This is a genomic window from Gammaproteobacteria bacterium (ex Lamellibrachia satsuma) (assembly GCA_019623805.1).
GTDB lineage: Bacteria > Pseudomonadota > Gammaproteobacteria > Chromatiales > Chromatiaceae > QGON01.
This window is the reverse complement of sequence record CP053680.1, coordinates 524,936-538,433: the sequence shown is the minus strand read 5'-3', so window position 1 is coordinate 538,433 and position 13,498 is coordinate 524,936. Positions and strand designations below refer to the sequence as shown.

The 13,498-nt window shown below is 54.2% G+C and carries 13 protein-coding genes; 9 read left to right on the top strand and 4 right to left on the bottom strand.

Annotated elements, in window-relative coordinates:
• Positions 1-105: 105 nt before the first annotated feature.
• Positions 106-2,199 carry a carboxy terminal-processing peptidase gene (locus tag HPY30_02415; GenBank protein QYZ64946.1) on the top strand — a complete coding sequence of 698 codons (2,094 nt, stop codon included), beginning with the start codon at positions 106-108 and terminating at the stop codon, positions 2,197-2,199.
• Between the two features lie 33 nt (positions 2,200-2,232).
• Here the strand turns inward: HPY30_02415 and HPY30_02410 are convergent, their stop codons facing one another.
• Positions 2,233-3,456, bottom strand: coding sequence for a hypothetical protein (locus HPY30_02410; protein ID QYZ64945.1), 1,224 nt, complete (start codon positions 3,454-3,456; stop codon positions 2,233-2,235).
• Between the two features lie 171 nt (positions 3,457-3,627).
• On the opposite strand from HPY30_02410, the gene HPY30_02405 reads away from it, so the two are divergent.
• The 8 genes from HPY30_02405 (at position 3,628) to HPY30_02370 (ending at position 10,825) form a co-directional block, all read left to right on the top strand.
• Positions 3,628-5,202: a glutamate--cysteine ligase gene (locus HPY30_02405; GenBank protein QYZ64944.1), complete on the top strand. Its 1,575-nt coding sequence runs from the start codon at positions 3,628-3,630 to the stop codon at positions 5,200-5,202.
• Positions 5,203-5,383: 181 nt separating this feature from the next.
• A complete protein-coding gene (locus HPY30_02400) occupies positions 5,384-6,574 on the top strand; it encodes an O-succinylhomoserine sulfhydrylase (GenBank protein QYZ64943.1) in 1,191 nt (396 codons plus the stop codon).
• The gene (locus HPY30_02395) at positions 6,574-7,158 is read left to right on the top strand and encodes a methyltransferase domain-containing protein (GenBank protein ID QYZ64942.1); all 585 of its coding nucleotides are present in this window, start codon (positions 6,574-6,576) and stop codon (positions 7,156-7,158) included. The genes HPY30_02400 and HPY30_02395 overlap by 1 nt, the downstream gene beginning before the upstream one ends.
• Before the next feature lie 254 nt (positions 7,159-7,412).
• Entirely contained in the window at positions 7,413-7,946 is a 534-nt protein-coding gene (locus tag HPY30_02390) for a glycine zipper 2TM domain-containing protein (GenBank protein QYZ64941.1), read from the top strand.
• A 70-nt stretch (positions 7,947-8,016) separates the two neighbouring features.
• Complete coding sequence (locus tag HPY30_02385; protein ID QYZ64940.1) at positions 8,017-8,310, top strand: ribosome biogenesis GTPase RsgA; 294 nt, start codon at positions 8,017-8,019, stop codon at positions 8,308-8,310.
• Positions 8,311-8,323: 13 nt separating this feature from the next.
• Complete coding sequence (locus HPY30_02380; protein QYZ67873.1) at positions 8,324-9,004, top strand: response regulator transcription factor; 681 nt, start codon at positions 8,324-8,326, stop codon at positions 9,002-9,004.
• The gene (locus HPY30_02375; protein QYZ64939.1) at positions 9,001-10,353 is read left to right on the top strand and encodes a histidine kinase; all 1,353 of its coding nucleotides are present in this window, start codon (positions 9,001-9,003) and stop codon (positions 10,351-10,353) included. Before HPY30_02380 ends, HPY30_02375 begins: the two co-directional genes overlap by 4 nt.
• A gap of 178 nt (positions 10,354-10,531) precedes the next feature.
• A complete protein-coding gene (locus tag HPY30_02370) occupies positions 10,532-10,825 on the top strand; it encodes a hypothetical protein (protein QYZ64938.1) in 294 nt (97 codons plus the stop codon).
• Between the two features lie 10 nt (positions 10,826-10,835).
• On the opposite strand, the gene rsgA is transcribed toward HPY30_02370, so the two are convergent.
• The 3 genes from rsgA to HPY30_02355 are packed head-to-tail and all read right to left on the bottom strand — an operon-like array spanning position 10,836 to position 13,382.
• Positions 10,836-11,846 carry a small ribosomal subunit biogenesis GTPase RsgA gene (rsgA, locus tag HPY30_02365; GenBank protein ID QYZ64937.1) on the bottom strand — a complete coding sequence of 337 codons (1,011 nt, stop codon included), beginning with the start codon at positions 11,844-11,846 and terminating at the stop codon, positions 10,836-10,838.
• Positions 11,846-12,124: a cytochrome c gene (locus HPY30_02360; GenBank protein ID QYZ64936.1), complete on the bottom strand. Its 279-nt coding sequence runs from the start codon at positions 12,122-12,124 to the stop codon at positions 11,846-11,848. Before HPY30_02360 ends, rsgA begins: the two co-directional genes overlap by 1 nt.
• A 16-nt stretch (positions 12,125-12,140) precedes the next feature.
• Complete coding sequence (locus HPY30_02355; GenBank protein QYZ64935.1) at positions 12,141-13,382, bottom strand: M48 family metallopeptidase; 1,242 nt, start codon at positions 13,380-13,382, stop codon at positions 12,141-12,143.
• Positions 13,383-13,498 lie beyond the last annotated feature (116 nt).

The window sequence follows — 13,498 nt, the reverse complement described above, 5'->3', positions numbered from 1 at the left end:
AACAATAGACTCTCAGGAACCTGCACTGCAGGATTGAGGTCGAACGTAAAGTTGATATGTTTTTTTCAGCGGCCTGCTGAATTTAGATCCCATACAGGTGGATGAATGATATTTATTAGGAAGAGTGTCTACACCCTGCTTGCGTTGTTCCTCGTGTCTTCTCAGGCGTGGGGAGAAAGGCGTGTCCTGCCACTCGATGAGCTCGAGCCAACTCAGCAACACCGTCAGTCCACCATGATCATTCTGAAGGTGATAGACAAGTATCACTACAAGAAAGCGAAACTGGACGATGAGATGTCGGGGCAGCTTCTGGATCGTTACCTCGACTCGCTCGACCCCAATCGATCATTTTTTACTGCCAAAGATATCGAAGGGATCTCCCTGTATCAGGATAAACTTGATAACTATCTGCTAAATGCCAGGCTGGAACCGGCATTTGCGATATTCCGCATCTACCGGAAGCGGGTCGATGAGGCGGTCGAAACTGCTCTCAAACTGGTTGATACCGGCTTCGATTTCTCGATTGATGAGGTCTACCAGTTCGACAGGGAAGATGCGCCATGGGCTCAAACCCGAACCGAATTGGAGGATATATGGCGGAAACGGGTCAAAAACGACTTTCTAAATCTGCGTTTGACCGGAAAGGAAGACGACGAGATTCGTAAAACCCTGAAAGAACGCTATGAAGGACTTCAACGCAGGATCAGCCAGTTTGATTCAAACGACATCTACCAGGCTTTCATCAATGCCTACACCTTGAGTCTTGAACCTCATACCAGCTATATGTCACCCAGCACCTCAGAGAACTTCGATATCAGTATGCGCCTCTCTCTAGAAGGCATAGGTGCCGTATTGCGCATGGATGACGAGTTCACTGTGGTACAGAAAACAGTGGCCGGAGGCCCCGCGAAATTTAGCGGAGATGTGCATGCCGGTGACAGGATTGTCGGTGTTGGCCAGGGGCTTGAGGGTGACATCCTCGACATTATTGGCTGGCGCCTGCAGGATGTGGTGGAAAAGATTCGTGGACCCAAGGGTACGGTCGTACGACTGCGGATTCTGCCGAAAGATGCCGGTTCCGGCGGCAAAACCCAATTGGTGACACTGGTTCGCAACAAGATCAAGCTGGAGGAACAGGCCGCAAAGAGTTCGGTGATCGAAGGTTTGGAGGGGATGGGAAAGCTGCGCATCGGCGTGATTGAGGTGCCGACATTCTATCGGGATTTTGCGGCGGAAGGGCGAGGCGATGAGAGTTTTCGCAGTACCACGAGAGACGTGCGTAAGCTGGTTACCGAGTTGAAAAAAACCGCTGTGGATGGCGTCGTTATCGATCTGCGCCAGAATGGCGGTGGCTCCCTTTCGGAGGCGACCGAACTGACGGGAATCTTTATCGACACAGGCCCCGTGGTTCAGATCAAGGACGCTTTCGGGAAGGTCGAAGTGGAGCGGGATCCCGATACAGGTATTGCATACGATGGTCCGCTGGCGGTTTTGGTGGACCGCAACAGTGCGTCAGCCTCTGAAATCTTTGCCGGTGCCATCCAGGACTACCAGCGGGGTATTGTCATCGGCGAGCCGACTTTTGGAAAGGGTACAGTGCAGACGTTGGTGGATCTGGGGCGTTTTGTACCGAGCAATGAGGATGACCTCGGCAGACTAAGGTTGACTATGGCGCAATTTTTCCGCATCAACGGCGGCAGTACCCAGCACCGTGGTGTGGTTCCGGATATCCTCTTTCCAATGGCCAGCTACTCGGCCAAACATGGCGAGCGCTCTCTGGATAATGCGCTACCTTGGGCGCAGATCAAGGCAGCCCGCTACGCCCCAAAAGGGGGTAATGCAGTCTCCCACCTGTTGGATCGCCATAAGGGCCGAATCTCTAAAGATGCCGGCTTCCAGATGCTGCTTGAACAGGAGAAGCGTATCCAGGAGATTGAAGACCGTACCGAAATCACCTTACTGGAGAGTCAACGCAAACTAGAGTGGGATCAGCGTGAAAAGGCGCGGATGGACCATAAAAACCGTTTCCGTATCGCAAGCGGAATGGCGTCCATCAAAACGGACCGTGACCGGGAAGACCACGATGACGAAGCCGATAAAGTAGAGAGCGAAGCTGCCAGCCTGATCCAACTCAATGAAACCGCAAGAATTTTAGCGGATTCGATTCATTTGCAGGCACCAAGAGCCGTGATGCGCTAAATGGTCGATGCGGTCCGTTCCCCGGCAACTGCTCTAAAACAGCTGCACCTCACCCTCATCCACTGAACTCTGGGTGATTGCTGTCTCATCCATGTCGCCGAAATGTCTGTCGGCGGTGGAGAGCAGTGCCTGCAACTGTTGAGCCCGATGCTGGAAGACCGCTGCATCCAGATCCCCTGACGGGCGTTGAATTGTGATCACGTCGTGCAGATAGCGCTCCATCTTCCGGGAACGGTCTGCTATCTGGATCAGCAGTTGATTGACGATGTCTTCGAACTGCAGGGAGATGATACCCTCGCTAACGAGATGATGAATATTCTCGGAAATTCCCGCAATCGATTGTGATTGATGTGTGGCCTTGTTGTTGAGCCCCTGGATCTCATCCCACATTGACGCAACACTCTCCTGAGATTTGGCAGCAACACTGAGATCGGTGCTGGTCGCTTTTTCCACCGAAGCGTCGACGGTTTTGATCGATATTTCAATTTCCGACAATAGTGAGCGAATCTGTTCACTGAATTGGCTGGTTCGCTGCGCCAGACTGCGGACTTCATCTGCCACCACTGCGAACCCACGGCCTGCTTCGCCCGCTCGGGCTGCCTCGATTGCGGCGTTGAGGGCCAGCAGATCGGTCTGTGCGGTGATGGTATTCACGTCGTTCAGAAGGTTGCCAACCCCCTCAACCTGCTGGTTCATTCTGCCAAACTCGACTGCGATCTGGTCACTGGCGCTCTTGAGGTCAGTCACGGTAGTGACGAAACGGCCGATGAGCTGTTCCGTCTCGATGGTGAATTTCTGTATACCTTCGGTCTGCTCTTTCTGATCATCGCTCGAAACCAGCACCAGGAGTTCATCCACCATCTCCTGTAACTTCTCACGTTGACCAGTGGACTCGTGCTCCAGTCCGGCCAGACTGCCGGAGAGACGCTGGGTAGCGTTAGTCATGATATTTCCAGCCTGATCAATGGAATCCCGCAATGTATTGAATTGCTGTGAACTTTTCCCCATTACCTGGTTGGAGTTGACTTCATAGTCCCGGATGGCGGCTGTCAGAGACTCGTGGGCCAATCGTCTCATGCGTTTGTATCGAGCCCTGATGCGTTGTCCCCAGAGGATTGCAAACACAAGCAGAGGCATGCTGATCAATAGCAGCCAGCGTGTTGTAGTCGAATCGGGTGAAAGAAAGGCCGTGGCAGTTGCGATAATGAGCAGGGTTATCGCCGCCCAAACCAGTATTCTGTCAATATTATTTTTCATGCTGAAACCTTTTTTGTCTTATTATCGTAATACTATCGGCCAAAGAGGAATAAACTTCAGTTTATTATTTTATTCAGCGTGGTGGTGACCGGAAAAAAATATCAGTGTTTGATAATAAACTGCGAGTTATAATCCCCGGTCTTTTAAAACACCCTGAGGCTTGCGCGGGTCTTGTACGAAAAACTGGAACAGCGGCTGCTTCGACTAGTGCGGGACCGATCGACAGATCTCCTGCGTGGGGGGTTCGTAGGCCTGGAAAAGGAGAGTTTGAGGGTTTCCAGTAGCGGGGGTATCTCCCAGGCAGCGCATCCACTGAATCTTGGTTCTCCCCTGTGCCATTCTTATATCACCACGGACTATTCTGAGGCGTTGACTGAGTTCATTACGCCGCCTTTTGCCGACAGAAAACAGCCCCTCGCTTTTCTTCGTGATGCCCAGAAATTCGTCTACGATCATCTGGATAATGAACTGCTCTGGGCCACCAGCATGCCCTGCGTGGTCGAAGGAGGGGAACGCATTCCGCTGGCTCGCTATGGAACCTCTAATGCGGGCACCATGAAAACGGTCTATCGACGGGGGCTGGGACATCGTTATGGGCGTGTGATGCAGGTTATCGCCGGTGTGCATTTCAACTACTCGTTGCCTGAGCGTTTCTGGCCCCTGTTTCAGGAACAGGAGGGGGATCAGAGGGATCTGCAACGATTTATCACTGAATCCTATTTCGGCATGCTGCGAAATCTGCAGCGTTTCGGCTGGCTGATTCCCTATCTGTTCGGCGCCTCTCCCGCTGTCTGTAAATCATTTCTGGGCGGCCGGGCGACCAATCTCAAACCCTTCGATAAATATACCTACTACTATCCCTATGCCACCTCCCTGCGTATGGGGGATATCGGTTACCAGAACAGCAAGGAGCAGGGAACGGGTATCAAGGCCTGCTACGATTGTCTGGACGCCTATGTCGAGACCCTGGGACGGGCCACCGAGACAGCCTGCCCAATCTACCGGATGATCGGGGTCAAAGTGGATGGCCGTTACGAACAGTTAAACGCCAATATTCTGCAGATCGAGAACGAGTATTACAGTACCGTTCGTCCAAAGCAGATTCCGGACGGCCTGGAGAAACCTATTCTCGCCCTGCAGCGCCGAGGGGTGCGATATGTCGAACTCAGGTCTTTGGATGTCAATGCCTTCGACCCACTGGGCATAGATGAGCAGCAGGTCTATTTTCTGGAAGCATTCATGCTGTTTTGTCAGCTGCTCGACAGCCCGTCGATCAATGTCTTCGAGCAACGGGAGATAGATCGCAATGAAGGGGCATCTGCTCACCGAGGGAGAGATCCTGAACTTTTTCTGCAGCGGAATGGTCGGGAGATACGCTTGCGTGACTGGGCGCTTGAGATCTGTGAATCGATGCAGGCAGTATGTGAAATCCTGGATCAAGGAACAGGTGCACGAACCTACAGCAGGGCGCTTGAACAGCTTAGTGAGCGGGCGCGTTATCCTGAGTTGACGCCCTCTGCCAGGATGCTGGCGGAGATGCGGGAAAACGGAGAGAGCTTTTTTGAATTTGCCCAGCGAATCTCCCACGACCATCAGGACTATTTTTTAAAGCAACAGCTTTCTGCTGAACGGCAGCGGGTATTCACCGAAGAGGCGGAGCGTTCCTGGGAACAGCAGGGTGTTATCGAGTCGGCGGATAAGATCTCTTTCGATCAATTTCTCGCAGATTACTTCTCCCAGCAGTGATTGACACACATTGATGCCGGGGCTAACCTTTCCGGAGCGCCGATTTTTCTCAAATTGCGGGCGCTTGATAAATACCGCTAAAGCGAGGGTACCTGCTTTAGCCGCCATTGGGCGGTTTTTTTGTTTAGGTCTTTTAGATCCGGCAGCACCCTTGTTGATCGCATTACGACAGGAGTAAAAGATGCCGATAGATGACCCAACTCTCTGGGAGTTTGCCACCCAGGCAATTCGTACAGGACACGCAAGAACAGCAGAAGGGGAGCATAGCGAACCCATCTTTCCCACCTCCAGTTTTGTTTTCAGCAGTGCCGCGGAGGCGGCGGCAAGATTCAGCGGAGATGAGCCGGGTAATATCTACGCACGCTTTACCAATCCTACAGTGCGCACCTTTGAAGAGCGCTTGGCGGCGCTGGAAGGGGGCGAATCCTGTGTCGCCACCGCTTCCGGTATGGCGGCAATTCTTGCCACCTGCATGGGCCTGCTCGAAGCGGGGGATCATATCGTCTCTTCACGCAGCGTTTTCGGAACCACCACGGTACTTTTCAATAAATACCTGAGCAGGTTCGGCATAAAAACTAGCTTTGTTGAACTCAGTGACCTGGGCGCATGGGAACAGGCCATTCGTTCGGAGACAAGGCTGCTGTTTCTTGAAACCCCGTCAAATCCACTGACCGAGATTGTTGATTTGCAGGCGCTTGCGGCATTGGCGCACGCGCATGATTGTCTGCTCGTGGTGGATAACTGTTTCTGTACCCCCGCGCTGCAACGGCCGTTGGGACTGGGCGCTGATATCGTGGTGCATTCGGCTACCAAGTACCTGGACGGACAGGGCCGTTGCGTTGGCGGTGCGGTAGTTGGTGACAGCAAACTTGTTGGAGAAGAAGTGTTTGGCGTGCTGCGTACCGCCGGTCCAACCATGAGTCCTTTCAACGCCTGGGTGTTTCTGAAGGGCCTGGAGACGTTGCAACTGCGTATGTTGGCCCATTCGCAGAGTGCTCAGGTTTTGGCCGAGTGGCTTGAGTTGCATCCGCAGGTCGCCCGGGTCCACTATCCGGGACTGACTTCCCATCCCCAACATGAGATAGCATTGCAACAACAGCAGGCAGCGGGGGGGATTCTCTCCTTTGAGCTCAAGGGCGGCCAAACGGCGGCCTGGTCTGTGATCGATGCGACTAACATGCTTTCGATCACAGCCAACCTTGGAGACACCAAGACGACTATCACGCATCCTGCCACCACCACTCACGGGCGCCTCTCCGATGAGGAGAAAGCAGCCTCTGGTATTTCTACCGGGTTGTTGAGGATCGCCGTGGGACTGGAGAGCGTTGCCGATATCCAGGCCGACCTGGCTCGCGGCCTGGATGCCCTCTGATGGAGAAGGCCACAGCCGAACTCAAGATGATGTGGGATCAGCGCCACGCTGATCCCGACAAGCAGCCATCGGCAGCTGAAGTGCTGTTGGAGAACCTTCATCTGCTGCCTGAAACAGGAAATGCGCTGGATCTGGCCTGCGGGCTGGGTGGCAATGCAATGGAACTGGCCAGATTCGGATTGGAGGTTAGCGCATGGGACATATCCAGCGTTGCTGTTGAACGGTTACAACATCTGGCGGCTTCAGAGGGGTTGGTTCTCAATGCGGAGCAGCGGGATGTGGAACAGGACCTGCTGACTGAGAACGCCTTTGATGTGATTGTGGTGAGCTACTTTCTCAATCGTGACTTGATGCCGGCCCTGATTACTGCCCTAAAGCCAGGCGGGTTGATTTTCTACCAGACCTTTACCCGCATTGCTGTATCTGACACCGGCCCGTCAAATTCTGCTTACCGACTTGGCGACAATGAACTCATCGCCCTCCTGTCACCCCTTTCGCTCCGTTTCTACCGGGAGGAGAACCGCCTGGGGGATCTCAGGAAAGGCTTTCGGGATGTTGCCATGATTGTGGCGCAGAAGGTTTGATGCTGAACGCCTGGTTTGAGTAGACTGGTTCAAGCGCAGGGGAACCGGCAACCCTTTGGTAACCATCACTTTCAGTTTGCCCGATCCGCTATGCTTGATCGGGCCTACGTTTGTCTCCAGTAGCCCTCGCTGAAGCGTACCGGGCGATCATTTTCTCGGTTAAGGCTCGGTTCAGTTTGCAGGGCGTAGTCTGTAATCAAAGGATGAGCCAAAGGTCTCGTCCAAATGGTTAAGACATCGTTTAGGAGAGAACCATGAAAAAGATCGCCATCACACTCGGAACCGTTTTGTTGGCAGCCTCCATGAGTGCAACTGCCGGCCGCGGGCACGGTCACAACTACCGGGACACCGCCAAGGTTGTCGATGTTGACCCTATCTACAAGACCATTGAGATCTCACGTCCTGAAAAGCACTGTTGGGATGAGCAGGTCACGCACTATCAGCCAAGACGTAAATCCTATACCGGCACCGTGCTCGGTGGCATCATCGGCGGCGTGGTTGGTAATCAGTTCGGTCAGGGTCGCGGACGCGATGCCTCGACCGTCGCCGGTACCCTTCTGGGTGCCTCGATTGGCAATGATATTTCCCGGAACCAACGTGGAGGGCACTATACCACTACCACGGAACGGCAGTGCGAGGTTGAAACTTATACCGAGTATGAAGAACAGTTGGTCGGCTATCGTGTAAAGTATCGTTATAAAGGTAAGGTGTTCACCACTCGCACCAAACACCATCCGGGCAAGCGAATTCGTGTTCGGGTTGGTGTCACCCCAGTGGATGATATTTAATTCGCGGCTGGAAGATCGAGGTAATGCGCAGGCAGTACGGTTTTCCTCCCAAGGCACAGGTTGAACCGAAATGCGTCTGACTCGAAAGCTGAACGTTATGTGGCTGCTGTTGATACTGCTTGGGGCTGATGCCTCGCTGGCTGGCAATCGTATAAGCCTGGATCAGGCGGTTGAGAGTGCCCGCCTCGACAGTGACGGCAGAGTGATCTCGGCCGAGACCCGTGAGTGGGAAGGCCGGGAGATCTACGATATCCGCATCCTTGATAAACAGGGGCGGGTAAAACGGATGCAGATCGACGGTAGAAGTGGGCAGCAGCTTCCCAGGGGGCGTAAGCATGCGCCTGCGGGCAATCGCCGCAGATAGAGGGAACAAAATCGTGCGTGTTTTGTTGGTAGAAGATGAAGCGGAGTTGAGAGAGCCGCTGACCGAACGGTTGAGCCGCGAAGGTTTTACCGTGGATGCCGGTGCGGATGGCCGCGAAGGGCTCTTCCTGGGACGGGAATATGCCATTGACGTAGGGATCGTGGATATCGGTCTGCCGGAGATGTCAGGTATCGAGGTGATCCGCGAATTACGGAAATTGGGTAAACATTTTCCGATCCTGATCCTTACCGCACGGGGCAACTGGCAGGACAAGGTTGAAGGTCTTGAAGCAGGTGCAGACGACTATCTGGTCAAACCCTTTCATGTCGAAGAATTGCTGGCGAGGTTGAATGCTCTCCTGCGGCGGGCGGCAGGCTGGTCCCAGCCGGTGTTGGCATGTGGTCCGGTGGAGCTGGATACCCGCAGCCAGAGCGTCAAGCTCGACGACAACCCCATCGATCTCACCGCATACGAATACAAAGTGCTTGAATATATGATGATGCACGCCGGCGAGGTGGTCTCGAAGAGCGAATTGACCGAGCATCTCTACGATCAGGATTGGGATCGTGACAGCAATGTAATCGAGGTCTTTGTCCGTCGGTTGCGTAAAAAACTTGATCCCGAAGAGCATTACAAACCGATCGAGACCCTGCGGGGCAGGGGATACCGTTTTGTACTTGCCAGATCGGGATGAATCTATCGATTCACATCCGACTGCTGCTGGCTGCAAGCCTGGTGCTGACTGCCTTCCTGGGTTTGACCGGGATGGCCTTGGACAAGGCCTTTCGATCCAGTGCAGAGAAAGCGCTGAGGGAGAGTTTGCAGGCCAGCGTCTATGCACTGTTGGCAGCGGCGGGTGAGGATGATCAGGGCCGACTGACGATGCCGGAAATACTCTCTGACCCCCGTTTCAACCTGCCGGATTCCGGATTCTATGCAGAGGTCCATAGTCCCGATATTTCGTTCGACTGGCGTTCTGCATCAGCAGTGGGGCGCCATCTGAATATTGGGGAACCGTCGGTGGAGCCTGGAGAGCGGCGTTTCAGTCAGGTCCGCTCCGGTAATGGCGGCGAAGTGGTTGCCCTGAGCTTCGGTGTGTCCTGGGAGGATTTTGACGGTGTCGAAACCCAATATGTGCTTTCGGTCGTGGAAGACATGCAGCCGCATCAGGTTCAGATTACCACCTTCCGTAATACGCTTTTCTACTGGCTGGGTGGTGCGGCACTGGTGTTGTTACTGGCGCAGGGGGGAGTGCTGCGTTGGGGGTTGTTCCCTCTGCGCAAGGTATCCGACGAGCTGAGTGATATTGAATCCGGGGGGTCGGATCAACTCAAAGGGGTCTATCCGCAGGAGTTGACTGGGCTGACAGATAACATTAATTCTCTGATTCGCCAGGCTCAGTCCAGACAGCAGCGATACCGGGACAGTCTGGGTGATCTGGCTCATAGTCTCAAAACCCCCCTGGCAATCCTGCAAGGCATGGCCGAGCGGCCAGAAACAGGTGATCGGAATGAAAGTCGTCAACTCGCAGAGCAGGTCGACCGCATGAACCAGATCGTCAGTCACCAGTTGCAGCGTGCTGCGGCATCCGGACGTTCCACTTTAGCCCTCAGTACTCCGGTGAGGGTAGCAGTGGAAAGGATTGCCATAACGCTCAGTAAGGTCTACCTGGAAAAGGGGATCCGATGGGAGCTGGATCTGCCGGACGATCTCGGGTTTCCAGGTGATGAGGGTGATCTGATGGAATTTATGGGTAATCTGATGGACAACGCCTGGAAATATGGCAGTCAGCAAGTGCGGGTATCCGGCCTTGCTACCGGCGATGGCATCGAACTGCACGTTGAGGATGACGGAGCCGGTATCCCACAAGCCCAGGCTGAAAGTGTCTTGCAGCGAGGCAGGCGCATGGATGAGCAGCAGCCGGGACAGGGCATAGGGTTGGCGGTGGTGAGCGATATCATCAGTGCTTATGGAGGCGAGTTGATTGTCGGGAAGTCGGTGCTTGGTGGGGCTGATCTGATTGCTTTGATACCAAATCATTAGTGAAAACCAAGCCGTTTTTTTTACCATTGGTTACAAGCAGAAAATGTGAACTTCGGGACACAAATATGGTAATTGGCTCAATAATTCAGTATGTTGGCCGAGCAGAAATAGAGTCCTGCTGTGCTTAAAACAGTCGGAAGATGAATGCGGATTTTGAACAAAATCGGGAGTGGGACAAGTGAAACGATTGACCAGGATAATGATCATCGGACTGCTGGTTTTTTTCATTCCCAGCGCTTTTTCCGGTCAGGCCGGAGACCCGACAGCGTCTCCCGACTATTTTGGCCAGGGTGATTTTTCGGATGAAGGCGGAGACGGAATCTACGGTGATGACAGCCGGGCTTTCACCGAGATGTTGATCTCCCCAGACAACATCGGAAAAGGCAAGGGCGGTGGCACCAGATTTGGTGACGACCCGTCGACTATCCAGGTTATGGATGCCCCAAGTAAGCCCTCTGCCGGTCAGAAGTAGCCTCCAGCGCTCAACTCTGTCCGGAAGTGATGGATTGTGCCAGATGGAGGAAGTTATCCAATCTCTGGGGGGAGACTTCCCCCGCCTCAATTGCCTGCCTGATTGCGCATCCGGGTTCATGCAGATGCGAGCAGTTATTGAAACGGCAGTGGCCGAGAAAAGGGCGGAACTCGGGAAATCCCTGTTCCAGCTGCCCTCTGCTTAACTTGGTCAGTCGAAAACTGCGCACGCCGGGAGAATCGATCAACTCTCCCCCTTCCTGCAGGTTATAGTAGGTTGCAGTCGATGTAGTATGTCGTCCCAACCCTGAAGCTTCCGAGAGTCTGCCGGTTTCGATCTCCAGATTTGGCAGCAGTGCGTTGATCAGAGAGGATTTTCCCACCCCCGATTGCCCCACCAGGATGCTGGTTTCCCCCGCAAGGTGTTGAATGAGGCTGTCCAGACCGTGGGCCAGTTTTGCACTCACCTCCACCAACTCATATCCAATTCTGCGATAGAGATCGTAAGCAGAGAGAAAGCGCTGTTTGCCCTCATTTTCAAGCAGATCGATCTTGTTGATAGCGATCAATGGCCGAATCCCAATGGTCTCGGCGGTGATCAGGTATTGGTCGAGCAGATAACCGCTGGGTTCAGGACGAGGGGCGAGTACCACGACCAGTTGGGTGATGTTGGCGGCCAGAGGTTTCTCGCGGCCGCCGTAGTCGGGGCGGCTGAGCACACTCGTTCTTGGTTGGAGGGCGGTGACCACACCGCTATGATCGTCCACCGGCTGCCAGACTACCCGGTCGCCGCAAACAGGGTGTCCGATGTTCTGGCGGATCAGGCATTGAAAGACCTGGCCGTTCTCATCCACGACGCCGAGGGTGGCGCCATGGCGGATTACCACCTTGCCTTCCTGTGATGGGGTTTCACTGGCATCAGAGAGGCTCTGCTCAGCACGTTCAGCGAGTTTTGTTCGTCGCCGTTCCTGGATACTCTCTATCCTGGCCCGTTGCTGCTGGGTGAGGCGGCGCCGGGACACTACTTCAGTTTGTAGAACTGTTCGTTGAGATGGGCGGCCGCATTGTCGACATCTTCGTCAAACCAGGTCAGTCCCAGCATCTGTTCGCAACGGCGCACCTGTTTGTGCAGACCCGGCAGCGTAGTGACCATTCTGTCTTTCCGTGTGTAGACTTCTGCGCCGTGGCAGCGGACGCAGTTATTGTCGACCAGCTCTTTGCCCGCCTTGACGTCAGCTGCCTGTATGGTAGCGCTGAATGCAGCTGAGATCGAAGCGATCATTATCAGTATTCTAAGCATCAAGTTATCCTCTTTCTTAAGATTGTTCTGTTATGTGGGCGATGCGTACCGGCGCCGGCGGATGACTGTCGTGAAACATGGAGTAGAGTGGGTCCGGTGTCAGGGTGCTCGCATTATCCTGATAGAGTTTGACAAGTGCCTGCACCAAATATTCCCCTTTGGTTTGTGCGATAGCATAGTCGTCTGCCTCAAACTCATGCCGGCGCGAGATATAGCTGCCGATAGGGGAGAAGAATAGGGTGAAGACAGGTGCTGCCAGCATGAACAACAGCAGTGCTGCCGCGTTGGAAGGTTGAGTCATACCCAGATCCGTGTAGAACCAGGTCTGTTGCGACAACCAACCCAGCAGCGCCAGACCGGCGAGAGAGATCAGCGCCATCATTACCATCTGCTTGAGAATATGTTTGCGGCTAAAATGGCCCAGTTCGTGGGCCAGCACCGCCTCCATCTCGTCCGGCGTGAGGGCCTCGATCAGGGTATCGAAAAAGACGATCCGCTTGTGCTTGCCGAATCCGGTGAAGTAGGCGTTACCGTGGCTGGAGCGCTTGGAGCCATCCATCACGAAGATGCCGTCGCTGGTGAAACCACAGCGTCTGAGCAGACCCTGAATCCGATCGCGCATCTCGCCTGCTTCCAACGGGGTGAATTTGTTGAACAGGGGGGCGATGATGCGGGGATAGGCCCAGGTAAGGATCAGGGTGAAACTGATCCATACAGCCCAGGCCGCCAGCCACCAGTAGATACCCGCCGAGTCCATGAGCCAGAGAATGCCCCACAATAAGGGTGCGCCTATCGCCAATCCTATAGCCGCACCCAGCAGACGGTCTTTGAAAAAACCACCCAGGGTGGAACGGTTGAAGCCAAAAGCTGCCTCGATTTTGAAGGTGCGCCAGAGTGAAAAAGGCAGATCCAGTAAACTGGAGATAAAAAATACCGAAAAGATAAAAGCGACGCCGGTCAGGAGAGCATCGAAACCCAGGCTATTCCAGAAACGGCTGAACAGTTCGAGGCCACCACCCAGTGTCCAGACCAGCAGAAGCAGAGTGCTGAAGATAACCTCAAGCCGCGCAATACCTGCTTTGGCCCCGGTGTAATCGGCAGCTTTCTGATGATCGTCGAGTTCTACCTTGCCGGAAAACTCCTCGGGCACTTTCTCCCGGTGGTCAACAACATGGCGCGTCTGACGGGCCAGCAGCCAGAGTTGCAGAATCGTGCCTGCGGCCAGGGCGAGCAGGAAGAGTTGAGTGAAAAACGGCATCAAGTAATGGACTCCTTCAGCTTGGAATGGGTCGTTCGGATCAGGTCAATGGAGGAAGAATACAGTCTGCGCCCGCTTCCTGCTAGAATTCGCGCATCGTGGTAACCCCTATCTGT